General features: G+C 36.4%; 15 protein-coding genes. 1 reads left to right on the forward strand and 14 read right to left on the reverse strand.

The annotated features are described in order from the left end of the window. Positions 1-23: 23 nt before the first annotated feature. The 5 genes from K6T82_RS03935 to K6T82_RS03955 all read right to left on the reverse strand — a co-directional run bounded on the left by K6T82_RS03935 (position 24) and on the right by K6T82_RS03955 (position 3273). Positions 24-494 carry a JAB domain-containing protein gene (locus K6T82_RS03935; protein WP_144219314.1) on the reverse strand — a complete coding sequence of 157 codons (471 nt, stop codon included), beginning with the start codon at positions 492-494 and terminating at the stop codon, positions 24-26. Positions 495-761: 267 nt separating this feature from the next. Beyond that, positions 762-2078, reverse strand: coding sequence for a PcfJ domain-containing protein (locus tag K6T82_RS03940; RefSeq protein WP_144219315.1), 1317 nt, complete (start codon positions 2076-2078; stop codon positions 762-764). After that, positions 2075-2455, reverse strand: coding sequence for a Cas9 inhibitor AcrIIA9 family protein (locus K6T82_RS03945; protein WP_144219316.1), 381 nt, complete (start codon positions 2453-2455; stop codon positions 2075-2077). The genes K6T82_RS03940 and K6T82_RS03945 overlap by 4 nt, the downstream gene beginning before the upstream one ends. A gap of 24 nt (positions 2456-2479) precedes the next feature. Continuing rightward, positions 2480-2839 (reverse strand): DUF7222 domain-containing protein, encoded by a 360-nt coding sequence (locus K6T82_RS03950; protein ID WP_144219317.1) that lies wholly within the window; start codon positions 2837-2839, stop codon positions 2480-2482. A 44-nt stretch (positions 2840-2883) separates the two neighbouring features. Next, positions 2884-3273, reverse strand: coding sequence for a single-stranded DNA-binding protein (locus K6T82_RS03955; protein ID WP_144219318.1), 390 nt, complete (start codon positions 3271-3273; stop codon positions 2884-2886). 316 nt (positions 3274-3589) lie between these two features. Between K6T82_RS03955 and K6T82_RS03960 the strand changes: the two genes are divergently transcribed. Further along, complete coding sequence (locus K6T82_RS03960) at positions 3590-4024, forward strand: DUF1810 domain-containing protein (protein WP_144219319.1); 435 nt, start codon at positions 3590-3592, stop codon at positions 4022-4024. A 473-nt stretch (positions 4025-4497) separates the two neighbouring features. Here the strand turns inward: K6T82_RS03960 and K6T82_RS03965 are convergent, their stop codons facing one another. The 9 genes from K6T82_RS03965 to K6T82_RS04005 all read right to left on the reverse strand — a co-directional run bounded on the left by K6T82_RS03965 (position 4498) and on the right by K6T82_RS04005 (position 17989). Further along, positions 4498-6216 carry a hypothetical protein gene (locus K6T82_RS03965; RefSeq protein ID WP_144219320.1) on the reverse strand — a complete coding sequence of 573 codons (1719 nt, stop codon included), beginning with the start codon at positions 6214-6216 and terminating at the stop codon, positions 4498-4500. A 52-nt stretch (positions 6217-6268) separates the two neighbouring features. Then, entirely contained in the window at positions 6269-9247 is a 2979-nt protein-coding gene (locus K6T82_RS03970; protein WP_223704656.1) for a type I restriction enzyme HsdR N-terminal domain-containing protein, read from the reverse strand. A gap of 319 nt (positions 9248-9566) precedes the next feature. Next, positions 9567-10562: a DUF4238 domain-containing protein gene (locus K6T82_RS03975; protein WP_144219321.1), complete on the reverse strand. Its 996-nt coding sequence runs from the start codon at positions 10560-10562 to the stop codon at positions 9567-9569. Between the two features lie 288 nt (positions 10563-10850). Beyond that, entirely contained in the window at positions 10851-11669 is an 819-nt protein-coding gene (locus K6T82_RS03980) for a gasdermin (RefSeq protein ID WP_144219322.1), read from the reverse strand. 11 nt (positions 11670-11680) lie between these two features. Then, on the reverse strand, positions 11681-12436 hold the full coding sequence (locus K6T82_RS03985) for a CBS domain-containing protein (RefSeq protein WP_144219323.1): 756 nt from the start codon (positions 12434-12436) through the stop codon (positions 11681-11683). Between the two features lie 490 nt (positions 12437-12926). Next, a complete protein-coding gene (locus K6T82_RS03990; RefSeq protein ID WP_144221590.1) occupies positions 12927-14039 on the reverse strand; it encodes a hypothetical protein in 1113 nt (370 codons plus the stop codon). A gap of 315 nt (positions 14040-14354) precedes the next feature. Further along, complete coding sequence (mobC, locus tag K6T82_RS03995) at positions 14355-16343, reverse strand: conjugal transfer protein MobC (protein ID WP_144219326.1); 1989 nt, start codon at positions 16341-16343, stop codon at positions 14355-14357. An 18-nt stretch (positions 16344-16361) separates the two neighbouring features. After that, entirely contained in the window at positions 16362-17612 is a 1251-nt protein-coding gene (locus K6T82_RS04000; protein ID WP_144219327.1) for a relaxase/mobilization nuclease domain-containing protein, read from the reverse strand. Continuing rightward, positions 17597-17989: a plasmid mobilization protein gene (locus K6T82_RS04005; protein WP_144219328.1), complete on the reverse strand. Its 393-nt coding sequence runs from the start codon at positions 17987-17989 to the stop codon at positions 17597-17599. The genes K6T82_RS04000 and K6T82_RS04005 overlap by 16 nt, the downstream gene beginning before the upstream one ends. Positions 17990-18094 lie beyond the last annotated feature (105 nt).

Consider the following 18094-nt stretch of genomic DNA (forward strand, 5'->3'; position numbering starts at 1 on the left):
GGGCATGAAAGATGAAAACGCCCTTATAGGGCGCCTTCATCTGCAAAAGAGTAATAGGTATAAGGAGTCACGATGATGTGGTCAAGCAGCGGTATGTCCAGCAGTTTTCCCGCTTCATGGATTTTTCGGGTCATGTTTCTGTCGGCCTCGGAAGGCGCTGTTTTTCCTGAGGGATGGTTGTGGGTGATGATGATCCCGACGGCGGCTGCTTTCAGGGCTGCCGCGAAAAGCAGGCGCATATCAACCGCAGTCCCCGCAATGCCTCCTGAGGAGACCTCGTAGATTCCCAGAACCCTGTTGGACTGGTTGAGCAAAAGCACTTTGAACTGTTCAAAGAATTCTATTTTGCCGTGATCCCAGCTGTCGAGCAGAATTCGGTAAGCATCTTTGGAAGAGCTGATATAGGGTCTGTCAGCACTTTTTACTTTGGTTTTATAGATCAGTTCGATTTCTGATACTTTCTGCCAGTCTGTGTTTTGATTTTGATTTTTCATAGCCGCTGTAGTTTTAAGATTAATTACAGCACCGTTGCCCGGGCAGGGCTGAGCGAACGCAGAAAGCAACGCAATAAAGCAGGAGTGCAGCCCTGCATTTATGGGGGAATTTTTTGCGGAGAACCGAAAGCCGTGTCCGAACTTTGTGATGAAATTGACTTAACATACGCAATAGCCCCTAAACCAGGACTGCCCCGTTCGCCTTAAAGTGTCTGCGCGCCGAAAATAAACCGCAGTACAAGTCTGCGGCGTAAATAGTAAAATGGTTTAAGCGGAAGCGGTCTGCTTTTTCTGTTTTTTCAACCGTTTGGCAATCTCAGGCAGGTTTCTGCGGATAATCCTCAGAATCCTGCTGTGGTGTTTAGTGGCTTTATTTCGATGCCCTCTGCATTGGATGATTTCCATTTTGGAAAGGGAAATTTCAATGGTTTCCACAGGTCTGTTTTCAATCTGCGCAGAAAGGATAAGAGAATCTTTCTTTTTATAATATTCATTGGTAAATACGCAGTGGTGGAGCGTGTCGCCCTCTTCAAGAAAGTCCTGCACACGGTCAAGTACTTTTACGGTAAGGTCTTTATCGGTAAAACAAAGTCCGAAGAACTGTTTTTTGTCCTGCATGTAAATCGGCTCTGCTTTCTGTATTTCAGCACGCAGCTGCGCAAGATGTTTTCGGCGCTGCATATCCCTTTTTTTGGCTACAAGCCTGTCATGCGCGTCGTCCAAATTTTCGGGGCAGACAAGCGCAGGGGAGCTGAGGTCTTTTTTAAACCATCGGAGCAGGGCAATATAATCCTCCCAAATTTTGATGTCCTGAATTTGATAGCGGTGTTTCAGGCAGGTTTTTACAGCCTGCCAGTTTTCAAGCAGATGCTGTTCGTGGGAAGTAAGGAAATGTTTCAGCAGGGAGTTCTGCGACGATTTTAAAAGGGTTTCCGCAATGGGGTCTTTCAAAAGTGCGGTAAAGAGTATCTGTGGTGCAATGCCATGCATAGAGGTCTTGAAACCGTTTCTTTTCAAAAGCGGAATCACATTAAGCTTTGGATAAACCTTGTAGGGATTGATGCGGTACTTTGGGGATTTCTGAAACTCCTTAGGGCGGATTTCCAAAGGGGAATAGTATTTCCATGCATCATAGGCTTGGGAAAAAACATTCGTGCCTCGTGAGATGGTGCGCACTTCCCCTTTGGAACTAATCCAGTGCTGCATGACTTCGCTGTGGGAATAGTCGGGAAGAACATTCTTTTTCATGATCTTGTGCGAACAGATGATTCGCACCACCTGATACCCTTGGCAGGTATCAGTAACGGCGAAGTATTCGATTTCCTTGAAATGCACCTGATTGTACTTATGCATATTAAGCTTCCCCTTACAGGCTGTGCAATTGATATACTTTTGGCACGACTGGCTTTCGCTGTCGGGTTTCCACGAGTGGGTGCATTCCAGACAATTGAATTTTCCTCTTGAGAGCACAGTCCATTTCAGGAAAATATTTTTTTCCGCCCAAGACTGCATTTGTGAAGTAATGGGTTTCAGGGTACTGCTTAATTCAGTAATCTGTTTCTCGATGATGGTTTTCGGTGTCATAGGTCAAAGAGGGTTAAGGTTTGGGCAGCAGGTTTTACAGGTTTTGGCTGTTCGGTTTTCTGAATTGGAGTTTCAGAAACTGCGGGAGCAGTTGAGAATAAGTCTGCCTTGACAGGCGGGCTTACTGCAACTCTGCAATGAACAGGGGCGGGTGTTCCAATGGTGTCGTCTGTGTAGTACTTTACCGCCATGTCAAAGATTTCCTGATTGTCAAAAGCGCATTCCCCTGTTTTTTTGACCTCGCCGAAAATGTAGTGGAAACAGCTTTCAAGGTTTTTGGACTGCTTGGCAAGGGCAGGCGCAAAAGCAGTATCTTTCTGTGCTTTTTCGGTCAGGTAGCTTTCTATGGCGGTCTTAAATTTTTCGGATGCTTTCATAAGAAAAGATTTTAGATTGAACTGTTATTCAAAAAGCCTTGAATAAAGGTCATAGCAGTATTCTTCAAAGCAGAGCCAGCATACAAAAGTGTAGTGAGGGGCTTGGAGTCGGTTTTCAATCGCTTCGCCAATTGCCTCTTCGAGTTGGGTTCTGATATTTTCAAGGTCATCGATATGCTTGATATAAAATTCTTTGCAGTCTGCGTGGTAGATAAATTCGGAAATCATACCGCTCACGCAACCGCCTTGCTGCAGGTCAAGAAAGAATGATTTCAGCTGTTCTCTTTTTTTTCCGTTATAGGAAGTGATGCTTTTGAGGATTATCTCATTAAAAGCATCGGCTACTCGGTATTCGCTGTAGTTGGATTTTGATAAGGCTTGCATAATATTGTCTTTAGGCGTGTAAAAAAAAATAAATGGTGAATGATTTAGAAAGGCAGATCGTCAGGTTCGTCTTTAGCCGTGCTTTTCTTCTGAACTGCGAGAACAGCTGAGGCATTTTCTGTTTTAGGGAAAACCAGTATTTTAATGTTACTGGTGTGAAAGGTCAGCGAACCGAGTGCCTTGCCATCGGCATTGGTGTAGACATTCAGACCGATGCGCCCGAAGAGTTCGACCATAGTGCCTTTCTTGAGCCACTGCGCCATTTTGGAACCCATCCAATAGGAGCAGTCGATGTAGGTCACAATCTTTTTAAGTTCGCTAGCCCCTTTAGGTCTGTAGCTGTCGTTTACTGCGATGGAGAAATTTACCACCTCTCTGTCATTTGAAACTTTTGCCGTTACGGCATCCTTTGTGATTCGTCCTAAGATTTCCATGATTCAATAATTTTAAGTGAATGTTTATCTGTTTTTTCTCAAGCCCCGCATGAAATTTTTCAAAAGAAAAACGGGAAAAAAGAAAGCACAAAATCAAGCATCCGATAAAGGATCCGGAGTGCTATAAGTCCCGAAGGGCGGCAAGGCCGTTATGCGCATGCAGGAGCCTGCGGGTGCTATTTTCGCGGCTCTTTTAATCCGTTTTCATTGAAAATTTCGTTATCAATCTTTACAGCAGACAGAATCAATTTCGGACGCCTGTTTTGGAAACGGCATCGAATTATTTTGTAATTTCAGGAGAGAAAAAAGCACTGCAATGGAAAAGCAATATGATCTGGATCGTTTTTTACAGGCTCAGCGGGAAACGTACGGCAATGCACTGAAAGAAATCAGAGCGGGCGGCAAACAGACCCACTGGATGTGGTTTGTTTTTCCGCAGATTAGAGGGCTGGGCTTCACGGATTATAATATTTTTTACGGCATTGAAGACCTGCAGGAAGCCTCACAGTATCTTAACCATCCGATTCTGGGCAGACGGCTTGTGGAAATTACCCGGGCAATACTTCAAATCGAAAACAAAACGGCGCATGAAATCCTTGGTAGGCCAGATGAGAGAAAACTAAAATCCTGCATGACCCTTTTCAGCCAGCTAGCTGATGCGCCTGACTGTTTTAGACAGGTGCTTGAGAAGTATTACAATAAAGAACAGGACGAAAAGACAATGCAGATTTTAAAGTCATCTGCCAGCTAAAAAGCATTTTTCATTTCACTGCCTCAAGACAACACTTATATATGAGGAGTAGAGATAGATTTTAACAGCAGACAGTAATGGTGATTACAGTAGTAATGTTTCTAACCTAAAGCTGTAAAGTCTTGATTTTGCAGGTTTTTTATTTTTGAAATACCGATGTTTCACGATTCTGCCATAAAAGTTAAACGTCATTTTTTTTAATATCTATAAGGTGGTTATTTGTTAAGAAATACGTCCCACAAATTGGAGTCCACGGGTCTGCAGTCGAACACTTAACTCCCATTATAATGTTCATTGATAAGCTTGGAACAAAGCCGTAAAAGGTCTTTTAGTCGATTATTTTGAAAGTTTATGATGTCAGTTTCAAATCCAATTTTCTGCTTAAAAAGCGAAAAAACTAAAATGAGGTAAATAAATGATTTTGGTAAAAATTTGAAAAGTAGAATCCCGAAGGATCGCAAAAAAAATCTTAATTAGTCTTTGAGTTTATCTATTAGCTCAATGAAATTCAAGTCGCTGTTATTTATCATTGAATGGAGTAAAGTTTCTCTACACCTCATAGCAAGTTCGGGAAGTTTTATACCAATTGAAATCATTGCCCTTTCGTTTTGTTCGTTGTTGTGCATCATTGAATTTCTCTGAGAATAACATTCCCATAATAAACGTGAGTAAAATGATTTTAAATATAATTTATTAGTTGGTTTATTTCTTTTTTTTATCAAATGATTTAGTAAAGGATGATTTATACTTTTAATGATTTCATCAACATCATTAAGTCCTGTATTACGAATTTTATAATACTCGTTTCGAGTAAGATTAAATTGTTCTGGTATTGCATTTGAAAATGAATTTATTATATAAATTTCAATCAACTGTTTTTCAATCCGATTTGAAGAGAGCCACATAATATTTGTAATTATGTCAATCATATTTCCGGTTGATTCATTGCATACCTTGAAAAGAGTTTCAAAGTAATGCCAATAATCTTCGGCATTTCCAGATTGCTGTGCTTTGATAAACAAGTATTCGTAATTTAGGAAATGCTCTGCGCAAATTTTATTTGCAACTTTTAAAAGTAAGAATGGATTTTTTTCAAAAAACTTTTTACTATTTTCTGAAATAGAAACAGCATTCTCCTTTGTACTCCACTTAGAATGGAAATCCTTAAAATTGACCGTAGTTATATATGAGAAAGGCTCAAGTAAAGTATTTGCATTGTATTTGAAGTTTAAAAATGCTAGTTCTTTTCTTATGGTATTAATTGCTGTATATTCGCCCATTTTTTTGCTTTTGGCATGCACTTTGACAACAGCGAGAATCATATTTTCGTCTTTGAAGAAATTTTTTGAAAAACCGGATTCTTCAATTTTTAGCTTTAGATATTTAAATTTGAGATTATTTTTGTCGTAAAATGTAACTTTATTATATTTAAATTTGAACCCTTTAAAGGCGTTAATATTAAGTATTCGATATATGTAATATTCATTTTTGTAAGGTGAACGCAAATAATTTAAAATGCCTTCAAACTGTTTATCAAAAGTCATATTTTCGAAGTGTTCTACTTTAGCTTTCGCAAGGTTGCTTTTGTTTTTTTTAACAAACGACTCCGAAAATGGGAACTCATTAATTTGTGCAGTTATAATTTTGGTAAATGTTTCAATAATGTCCTCTTTTGTCCATTCTGTGTTTAAAAATTCAGTTACAAGAATATTTGTATGATGTATTATATCGTCCTTGTGGTAAGGCAAACTGTGACTGCATTTCAGAAACATTATTATTGATTTTAGAGATTTCCTGAACATAAATTTCTTTAATTCTATTCTAAACTTAACAAGTGTTAATTTGAAAATTGGATTTTCTTTGATCCATTTAATCTTAGCTTGTGGTTTGCCGGAGTTTTTATAAATTTCAAAAAGGTCTACAATTTCACCATAATTTTTGAATTGTTTAAAATATTTATTTTCTTTTTGTAGTAGAGGATGAGTTAAGTAACTGTCGATATACTTATTGCAATTATCGGTATTAGTCTTAATTTGAAATATAATTTTTTCTATTAGAGAAAGATAGTTTTCAGTATCTATTGAATCGATTTTTTCGATCTGAGATGCAGCATAATTATAATAATCAGCAAAAAAGTTGACTTTTTCCTGAGTTAAATTGTCGGGATGGCTTATGTAGTTAAGGAACTGCATTATCAGTTAATATTTGTTGTAAGAATAATTAAGAAAAAGATGAAATAGTAATTTATTTATCATTCTCTTTAAATAATTTTTCCATGTCATTTTCAAGGAGTTTGTAAACCCAATTTCTCAAAACTGTATATCTATTTGCATTATAAGTATTGATTCTGTATACAATAGGAACTGGAAAATGTCTTGCATCTAAATTGTGAAGAATGATATCTAATGAAAAATGTCTCGCTATTTTAATTGAATCCCTTTTAAAAGCATTTTTGTACTCATTCCTATCCATGAAATAAATCTCTAATTTACCAGTTTGCGAAGGCCGATACCCAAAAGATCCAGAAGTTAAATTGTCTGCATCTAAGGCATAGATGAAATATTCGTGAGGTATGGTCGTGAAAAATTCAAGCTGATTTTTAAAAGTTGGAAAACAACTTTCGACGAATTCCTTATAACAAGTTTCAAGATGATTAAAAAATTGGGTTATATATAAGCGAGCCTGTGTTTCACTGTATTGAATTGTTCTTACCAGATGATAATTTTTTGGATTTTGACGGTAATATTCTTTTGCGTAATTTATCGACCGGTCAGGAGCTGGTAAATGATGGTTTTCAATTTCTGTAATACCGATGCTTAAAAGTTTGTTCACAATAGTATATAATAAATCAAAAGGAGGACTGCTTCCAAAAGTGTTTAGGTCAGGAATTGGTAGTTTTTCATTCAATGCGTTTTCGACAAAATCAGATATTGACATACTTTCATTTATTACTTTATTCAGTTTGTAATAATTTTTTGCACGAAACCTTTCAAGTCTGTTTTTTAAGTCTTTTACATCTATCGGATAAATTGTTTCAAATCTTGGTAAATTATAGTCAATTGTTTTAATATCATAGTCTAATTCTTTAAAATAATTATACAGTATGACGGAAAGAAGCTCCCTATTTAAAATCATAGAGTCAAAGTCGTAAAACATTCCTCTTTCAAGAGCCTTTTTAAGATCTTTAAATATATTTTTTCTTATAATTGTAGACTGGTCTGCTACAAGAAATGGAATATTACTGCCGTATAATGACTTAGCTCCCTTTTCTTCAAAAAGTGTGTATAGGTCTTCATCGCTGGCATCATGGCTTAAATTGACCAACTCCAATTTGCTCTTTGAATTTTCCTTTAGCGGAAAAAGTGCATAACCGTTATCTTTAATAGAATTTAGGGGCATTATAATTCCAATCTCATTTTCTGTATTTGGGTCAAATAGCTTTTTAAAATTCCTGAAATTATCCTCTAAATAAATATTATATCCCTCCACATATTCTAAAGCCTTGTCATTTTTATATTTGATCAAAGTCTCTTGATGCTCTAGTGTCGAATTCTCAATGTAAAACTTAATGGCGCTTTGTCCTATATAATTCTGATAAATCTCATTTAGTACATTATAAAATTCTTCATTGTCAAGCTTATCCAACCTATAGGAATGATAACATATTATATAATCACGGATTTTGGAGTAATAGAATGTGACGTTAGAAGTGGCATTGTTATTTGATTTTAGTAGAATGTTCCGTGAAAATAATTCTTCCGGCAAATTTTCAGAAAAATTAAAATTCAATTCATCATATAATTTTTCCACATCAACACCCTCATCCTGATGTTCTTCCAAAAAGGAAAATTTATAGTTTACAAGTATTTTACCAATTTGTCCTAGAATACCCATTGCAAGTCGATTCTCAAGACTAGTTTTTTCAATGGACTGTTTTAAATACTTTTGAATTAAATCTTTGTCATTAATGATTGATGGTATCTGTCTTCCGCTGTATACCTCGCTGAATATCCTAAGAAAAAAACCATTTTTTAAGGTATTTTGAAGTTCGACGGAAATTTCCCCTCTAAAATCAAATGCCTTTTGATAAGCGGGAAGTATCTCATCAATCTCAGTCTGATCAAAGTCTTCTAGAAAAAAACCGGGACAGTTGTCTAATAAGGGATTTGGAATATGCGATTTTTTTAATTCCTCATACAAATGAGTCGGAGTATCACCTTGAAATAAGAAGCTTTTCCAGATATTTGACTTGCAGCTAATACAAAGTTTTATATTCTTAAATTGTCTGATAGTAAGAGCTAGATCACTTAGCTCGAGATTAAGGTTTGGATCTACCGATTCGTCAATTGCATCGATAAAAATAATTACGTTTTTTTTTAAATAACTTCCGATTTCATCCAGTTTTTTAAGGACTGTTCCGCTTTCAACTTTGTTGGAAAAAACGCCGTTTAAGTCTTGTGACATAAGTTCCAGGGGTGATGTTCGCATTAAGGAACCATTGAAAAAGAATACAAAATCACTTTCTACATTTTGTAACGCTAGAGAGCATATTGTACTTGTTTTACCAACACCCGCAGGACCGGCAATGCCAAAAACGGATTTGTCTGTTTTAAGAAAATTCATGAATTCGTCTTGAAGCTTCAATCTTTTGTGATGAAGTTCTTTGGAATATTTAACTGAAGGGTCATTAAATTCGCCAATAATTGTTCCCATCCTTCCTGTTACCTGATTCAGACAAAATTGTCTCAAATTTTCATCAGAAAAAGAAATAAAATTCTTTAAGGCAAGGTATCGTATATTTAAATCTTCGCTGGCTGAAAGAGTGCAATCATTGCGCCAAAAGGCAGACTGTTCTGAAATTTTTTTTCCTGTAAGTTCAACTCTTGAGATTGAGTCAAAGATTTTGGTAGACCGCCCATTTGATATTATTGTAAAAGGCGCAATATTGCCTGATAGCAGTCTTGCATATGAGATACCTTGTGCAATATCTTGTTCGGTTATTGAAATTGAATCTTTTTTTAACTCAATAATAAAGAGATTTTTACCAAATCTTTTACATAAAATATCAGAACGACCTCTGATTGTTTTTTCTGTTTTTCCAAGTCTGATTGTGAACGATTTTTCTATGGAAATTTCAGTATCATCAAAACCTAAATCCTTTAAAAAAGGAAGTAGCAATTTACCTCTAATTTCTTCTTCATTTATAAGTACATTATCGGACATAAAAAGGGTTTTAATAATATTTTACGAAATAAAGTAATTTTAATTTTAATGACATTAAGAAATTTGATTGTTGTTTTTAGCCCAGAACCTTTAAATAATAAAAATACAATTTAATTGCATTAGAAATGTCTAATTAGTAGATATAACTAAAGTTTTTAGAACAAAAAATAGTCTTCTTAAAGGAATTTAAAATAAGCTGAAGTACTTATATATAGAGATAAATGTAATTCCAATATTTAGTTTTAAGAAGTTAAAAGACTTTGAAACAACAGTTTTTTACGCTTATTGTAGATATATCAATAATTTAATAAAGTGCATTTTAAAGCATTCCCAATTCTTTTAGCTTTCTGTCAAGTTCCGCATCCTTTTTGTCAAATTTTATCTTTTCTTCAGGAGTAATTTCTCTTTCAGTTTCTTTTTTATCATTAAGGTAGGTTTTTAAACCTTTATCAGTTCCTAAAATGAATCTTTCAGAATTTCCAAATTGTAAAAAATTTGAAACAACTTTGGATTGAAAGCTTGCTTCATCTAATCTTTCACTTCTGGTAATACTTAATTTATTAGTCTCATCACCGTAAGGCATTAATAAGAGAAGATGCTTGGAATCAAGTGGAAGTTTTAAAATATTAGATGCGTCAAAGGGCGATACCAATTTTCCTTTTCTGTTTTGATATACGACAGGATTGTCACTTGTTATGTATTCGGCTTCATCTGTAATCCTTACAACCATTATTGTATTTTTTTCAAGTCTCCACTTGATTAAGTTTAATGCAACTTCAAGTTGTGTAATTACTTGTGAGGCACGTTCTTCTTTTTTATATTCCTTTTGAAGCTGTTCAAGAGTTTTATCTGCAAAGGAAATTTTCTGATCCTCGTACATGAAATAATCAAATCCTTTACTTATTGCCAAATTGTACGCATTTTCCAAAATTCTGTCAAAGAAGCTGTTGTGCTGGCTGATCCACTTTGTAGTCCTGTAGAGCATGGTTACGACAGTTGAAATAATTAATTCTCTTTCCTCCTCAGTTATAGTTTTTTTATTTGGATTTGTTAGAATATCATAAACATCTTTATAATGTTTTTCATAATTCTCAGAATAAAATTTTTCAATCAACATTCTTTGCTCTTCTGTTTCTCCTGGAAGGGTATATAAATCAGTTTGAACACACACGTTTGAAATTGCAATTTCATATATTTTTTCTTGAGCAGTGCTATTTTTTGGTAGAGCTTTAATGAAAAAATTGTCACCTCGCTGTTCAGAAAAGTTTTTCAAGTAGGTGCGTGGAACGTAGTGCTGTCTTTTTACATCAGGCATATCTATTACGATTAAATTTAATGTCTAATAAAACTAAAATTAGTCTTAAAGGTAAAGAAAGTTTCTTTGATCAAATTAAAAATATTAGTAGAAAAACAAAAACGGAAAGATACGTTTAAGTTTTCTTTCCGTATATTCAGGACGAACAATCGAGCAGATGAAACGTGATTGTTTTATCTATGTATAATAGATTAGCTTCACAAACTGCAAAACTTTTTATTAAATTACATTTTAATGGAATTTGATCTATTATCAGTTTTAAGCTTTATGTTTAATTTTTTCTTAACGTTAAAATTTGATTTCGCTAAGACCAAAAGCATTTTCAATAAAGTATTCCGGTTCAATGAATTCTGTGTCATTATCCTCAGGTGTATTTGTAAGAAAAGATTCGTCCGACTCAGTGCTATAAGATACATTACCATCAATATCGATTTCTAAAATGGCCGCAGTATATGCAAATGCTAATTGTTTTTGCCCTTTAAATGAGATTTCTAATTTGCTTGATGAGCTTGCTTCAATTTTATTTTCCGAACCCAAAGAACTGTTAATCGCATTGATATTGAAGTCAATATTGGTGCCATTTTGCTCTTCTTTTTTCATTGAAAAATTATTGCTTGTAATTACGCTTGTTATCACATGACATTTTGCTTTTTCTTCGATAAATGCTTTTACAATTGGGTCTTTAGGATCAAATTTTCTGTTTTTTAGATTTTTGGTTAAAGCTGTTACATCTACATAGTATCTATGAACATTTTGAAACGAAAATGACACTTGCTTAGTATCATTAAATGATGATTTAATAGCTCCGGATCCAACACCAAACCCTTTTAAAAAACCATCCATAATTTGCAATCCAATATTTACTTTTACGCTTTTTGAACTTGTTCCCGAAACGTTTGCCATTACTGAGTCTTTGATTTCAATTTTTACCAATTCACCATTTTCTATCAAATCGTTAATTGGTCCCAGATATGTCGTTGAATTTGTCCTTGATAATACTACTAAAGGTTTAATCCTTTCCTCGGGTACGGTAATAGGGTTGGCAGAGAAAGTTTCTCTTAATGTTTTCAATAATTTGTCATCACTGCAAAGTTTAATAAAGCTCATAGTTATATTATTTAAAATGGTTTAGTTTCTATCTCTAAAACAGATCTGTACTTTGAAATATTTATTGCATAAATTAGGTTTTTGCTTTTAATGCCGTAGGACACTAGTCCAATTAAGTTGTTGTCTTGATCAATAACTGGCGCACCACTACATCCCCGATAATTGTCATGGGAGCCATATTTATGTGAAAGCTCAAAAACAAAATATTGGCCTTCCTCACCAACATAGGTGAGGTCTTCCTCAAGCCTGTCTTCGAAAATAATTTGTTGATCCTTTACTCCACCAAATCTCACTTTTCCGTAAAATCCGTATTTTTTATTTTTACTAGGGCTTATATCGAAATTAGCTTTTAGAACAGCTCGCTCGAATCCTACTATTGTGTTATTTTCAGGATCATTAAGAACCTGGAAGGAACTTATGCTGGGCTTAAGCATACGATACGTAAAGTCGACCATTTTTGGATCTGTAACGTTGTTTTTCTCAAAATAAAACTCAGTTAGAAATCCCATTTCTAAAGGTTGTAATTTTGTGCGCCATTGACCTTCTTCGACCTGCTCGGCACTATGAACCTCCATGTGCCAAATTGAACTGGCTATAGTGGCGTGAGCAATACTTAATACAAAACGACAGTTCATGTATTCAACTATACAGGCTGAAGCAACTGCAATGGGTTCTCCATTTTTATATTTCCAAAGAGGAACACTAGCTTTTACTATTTGCTTTCTCCATTCATTATCTTTGATTTGATCCCACAGATATTTTTGCATATTTTTTTTCTCGGTTTTTTATTCATCCCATCGATTTCGTTGTATAATCATGTGATGAAAAATAAAAAAGATAATTATTAGAAAGGCAAATATATAGATTGTGTTTTTTATTTGAATAAGGGAAAATACCTGTTTGCTTAATTATTGCGAACAAGAGTAAGGCTTGTTTCTATGTCAAAAAACTAGATTTCAATTTCTTCAAATAAGGAAATATAATTTATAATGAATGTATTTATCTAGCATTCCGTTCATCCGGATCAACTTTCAAATTTTGAACATAGGTTGAAGGGCTCTGATTAAACTGCTTTTAGAAATCTTGTGAAAAGTTTGAAGCAGAACTGTATCCAATCATTAGGGCAACTTCCTTAATCTTGTAATTTGTGTGTAAAAAGCATGCAGTCTATTAGCTACTTCGATACGATTCTTTATGTAAAATTAACTATAGGACGAGCGGTAAAATTTGGGCTATTTTTTATGAAAAAGAACATTGCTAACTGATAATTTTTTCGTCAAATTTTTCCATAATTTTCGCAAGTGCATCGAGCGATTTGTTATATCTCGAAATCAATTCCGTCATGTTGTCCAGCACGTAATCTTTTTCCGAATTCACGGCACGCAGATCAGTGTACAAAATGGAAATGGATGATGCAGTCTGTAGTATGCGATTATCCTTTGTAAGCTTTCCCAATTCCATCATTGCGGGATCTAAAAAATCCACCCGCATTCTGTGCATATTATAATTAGGATTTTGATTTAGATGTGAAATAAATCGAAAGTATAAATCGAAAAAAGGTTTATACTGTTCATTGGTGTATAATTTCTGAGTATCATTTGCAATCAGATATTTTAAACTGTTGATATGATTATTTAATGTATCCAGATCCTGATTTAATTTCTTTGAAGTTGCAGAGATGCCGTCCTGAAACTCGTCCCATTTATTATTCAGGTGCTGAAAGTTATGGCTCAGCACATCAATAAAGCCGTGTATGTGATTTGAAATCTTTGCAGCTTTATTGTACTGCTCCTGAATTCGATCTTCACTGCTGAAGAGCTGTTTATACCAGGGAAATTTTGTCTTATTCTCCAAATAATCCATGAGATCATTTTTATCCAACGAGGAGAATCGCTCGCTGTTGATCGTGGTCATTAAATCCAGAGGATCGTAGCTCCATTCTCTTTTGGCAACGCTCAGCTTAAAATCTTCTATAGAGCTAATCTGATGCTTTATCGGCTCCTCTAATGTTTTTAGTTCAATTTTCCATCTCTTTCCGCTTTTTTTGATTTTCTTTCTGTTGCTGTACCATTCGTAAAATCTGTTTAGAAAAAAACCCACAACCAAACCGGTTAATGTGGAGATCAGAGGAAGTATGCTGGCGAAATTGCTGGCAGGTTCTTTTTCTTTCAAGATAACAATTTGTGCAGCTGGATTAATAGTTTTCGGCGAATTGCACAATTCAATCTTAACAGTATCTATGCGTTTTCTCTGCGGAATGCTTTTGGTAATCGTTGAAGCCTTCGATTTTGAGGAATCGTTCCTGTAGTTTTGTGCGGGTAGAGCGACAATTGATGCGAAGATCAAGATAGGAATGTGTAATTGCTTCATATAGATATTAGTTTATGTTAATGCCCGAAAAAATTTATATTATAAGGATTTGTCAGATAACTGTTGGGAATATAGGAAAAGTGATGCTAAATGTTTTTTTTGAAATCAAAAAACAATCTCAAACTTATCGATTACCTTTCACAAAAACGTACGTATAAATACTTGTTTTAACATTCTCAAGCAGGGTTATTTTAAGTGTTTAATTATTGAAATACGATTTTAATATTTCTAAATTAGAGAATCACGGTATTAACGCTTTAATTTTTTGAATGTTTACCATAGTTCATGGGCTATTATCTTTTATTACTTCAAAGATTACTTCTCTTTTTTGAGAACCAGAGCGGAAAGCGACGGATTTTTAATTATCCTTTCCATCTCGCTGTGTATTATTTCTTGGATCTCAATTTTGATCTGCAGATAATTTTTCTGAACGATCACGTTCTCAATGGTCCGAATGATCGGAATTTCTTTATAATTATCCATCTCTTTTTTTATTTTTTCATGATCATTGACGATCTCGCAGTGAAAGGTTTTAAGCTCAATGCGACAGTCTGGATTATCGGCTGTCATCCCTACAAATTCCCCTGAACTCAGCGAAGAAATCTTCGAGGGCGGCACTGCGGATTCGAGTTGTCTTGAACGGCTGATGGAAGTGTCACTGCTGTTGATCGAGAGGCTTTCGCGGTCCTGCATTATCTTTCCGAAACGCTCTGAGAGCTGTTTTGCCGTATCCCCGCTGACCTGTCCTGAGATAATATTTCCAACGATGTTGACAATCACGTCAGCCTGCTCGCGGCCGTAGTCCTTACGGAGCTGGCTGAAGTCCTGAATTCCAAGGCAGGTGCTCACTCTGTTGCTTCTTGCAGTTGCAATCAGACTGTCGATATTGTTGAGATAGATCGTTGGGAACTCATCAAAAATAAGGCTGCTTTTGAGTTTTTCCTTCTGGTTTACCTGTTTGATAAGACGGCTGACAAAAAGGGAAAGTACTGCACCGTAAGTCTGTATTTTCTGCGGATTGTTTCCCATTGAAACAATTTTCGGATCAGATGGATTATTAATATCGAGGGTAAAATCACTGCCCGAAAGCACATAATAAAGCTGGGGCGAAGAGAGTTTAGCCAGCGAGATTTTAGCCGAAGCAATCTGCCCCTCCAGCTGGTCGACTGCCTCGTTCAGGAACGCACTTACAAAGGGATTGATCAGCACTTCGATTTCTTTTTCGGTTCTCAGAAGAGTGAAAAGACTTTCGTAATCGGTCTGGATCATTTCAATGACATGGGGCAGGGTGCAGTACTCGCCATCGCTGTATTTTCTAAGGTACCAGATGACCGCCGTCAGGAAATTTATTGGAGATTCCACAAAGAAATCTCCCTGTTTTTTCATCCATTCCCGATTGAGCCCCATAAGGATAGTGCGTGCCGATTCAGCAGCATCGGTAATGTCGGTCATTGCCGCTGGGTCCAGAGGATTGCACCTGTGGGTTCTGGATAGGTCATCGAAATTTATGATGTAAAATTTGGGCTCCACGGCATAAAGATGACGGAATTTCAGCCAGGCATTATAAGCAATAATAGTGAGGTCGTCGAACTTAAAATCATAGATGAACATGGAAAAACCTTTAGCGATGTGCTGGGTAATTACATGGCGGATTACGAAGTATGATTTTCCAGATCCGGGAGTTCCTGGAACCAGAATCCCGCGGAAGGGATTTATGATGTTAATCCAGCTGCTGCGCACTTTGTTTTTGAGGTGATAGCGGGCAGGTAGATTAACGGAATACTCATTTTCGATAAGCCTTTCCTCTTGAGGGAAAGTTTCATTTTCCTTATTGAAAATATCTGCTGAGGAGAGCTTTCTGCGGATAATGCGAGAGAGCAGGGTGCCGCCGGAAAGCGACAGCAGATAACCCAGAGAACACAAGGAAATATACATTACAGAACATACTTCAGTATCCGCAAATATTATAAAAGCGATATAAGAACCAAAGTAAAAAATCAGTCCAAGGCCGATATAATAAAACGCGGTTTTAAAATGCAGTTTTTCATCTTTTCTTCCTCTGGCGCCCATAAGGGAAATAACCAGCAGTCCAAGGACAAAAAGCTTTGATTTATGGAAGCTCTCCAGAAGGCCGGTTCGATGGATATTCTCCAGAATTCTGCAGGCAAAATCAGGCGCAAGGTTCCACTGCCTGAACGAATCGAAGCAGTAAAAATAAAAATGGATGAGCAACACTGCGATGCCCATCAGTCTTGTCATGTCTAAAATCTTTCTAAGCGCCTGTTCATTTTCTCCTGTCTGCATGCTCATGATTTCTGCCTGTTAATTGTTATCGGAAGGTCCTTTTCTTTTTCTTTTTTTTCGCTTGTTTTTAAGCTGTTTGGGAACGTAATCTGACGGTGTTCCTGCATACAGCACATCATCAATAATCCGCTGCACCTCGGCTGCGGAAATAAAAGATCCCTGACTCTTAGCTGTTCTGTCTAAAACAGCCGACTGTTTTCCAAATTCAGAAGATCCGCCAATACGCTCAAGGAGTCCTTTGGCTGCATAAGCAGGTCCCAGACTGCTTCCGTTGAATACGCATCTTGTGTTATGATCTATGTAGGTCATGCCGTAGATCAAACCGTTCTCATTTTTTCTGGCTACAGCGGTGATACCCTGATTAGCCAGCCGGGTTTCAAGCTGCGAGAGCGTGATGGAAGGGTTTTTCAAGAGCAGCAGATCCACGGCATTTCGCGTTCTTTTCATGTTTACCACACGCGAAGTTTTGGACGCAGCAAAATTAATTTCAAGCTGGGAAAGGGTAGGCTTGGAATAAAAACTGCTGGCTTTTATCGGAACCCCGACAGCCTTTTTATTCCCGTCCAGAATCTGATAGACCAGCCCTTTATTCTGAAACATTTTTGAATTTTCCTTTCCCTTTTCTGCTTTTACATTATAAAGGTTTAATACTGCGTTGAGCTCACCCAGCGTGGTGTATTTGTAATGGGGAATGACTGCATTTAGTACACTGCTGATGGCTCTTTTGGAATCTATTGCCCCGTATTTTATTTTTTCCGCATCGATGGCATTAATTTGCCTTGGATCCTGTTTTTTTCTTGAATCTGCGCGTACCAGATTAAAATCAATCTCTAATTCTTTCCGAGCTGTTTCGGATTGGTTTCTACCAATGTTATGCATGTTGATCCTTGATCCGTCTGCTCTAACATTTATCGAAGCAATATGGATGTGCGGATGCCCAGCATCGTGATGCTGGTAGACCAAATAAGGTTGCGATCCGAATCCAATTTTGTCCATATAGGAAGAAGCAATCTGCATGAGTTTTTCTTTGGATAAATCCGTGTCGGAGCGGTCAAAATTCAGTGATATATGCACTGCGGAACGCATTACATTTTCATTAAGCTGGAGCTGTTTTAAAAATACGCCGAGCTTAAAATTTTCTGACATTTTTTCAAGATCCATTGGATAATTTCCCTCGCCAATGCATACCGCCTTTCCCTCAGAAACTTTATTCTCATTATAGATGAATATGCCTCTTATCGAGCGTCCCGTATTTATGACTGCAACCATTTTTGGGCAAGATTTTCAATGTGTTTTTTAATTTCATCTACCAGAGAAAAATATCTGTCCCTGTCCGAATCAAAAGCCATAACCCATACTCTTAAATCGGAAATTTCAAAAAGGGTATGGAGTTTTTTAACGCTCTGATTGAAATTGTTTCCCATGAAATTTAGTTCGGTCCGCAGCTGTATGAGCTCCTGCAAAAGTTTATCAAGCGACTCATTTCTATACTTCATTACAATGGGTTTGCGCAGCAGATTTCTGCGCACAAAATCACTGCGTTTACGACAGGCTGATGCCTTGAAATTTTTGTCAATCTGATTGAATTCTTCTTTGTTCAGCCGGATGTGCAGCCATCTGTTTCTGCCGCTGTTTTGCTCTTCCATAATCTTTTCTTTTTCATTATATCCATTTCATTAAATCTGAAAGTTTCACTGCCAGCGAGTTCCGAGCAGAGGGGCAGCAAGATTTTTGGTTGTGATACAACCAGA

Source organism: Flavobacterium potami (assembly GCF_020026915.1).
Classification (GTDB): Bacteria; Bacteroidota; Bacteroidia; order Flavobacteriales; family Flavobacteriaceae; genus Flavobacterium; species Flavobacterium potami.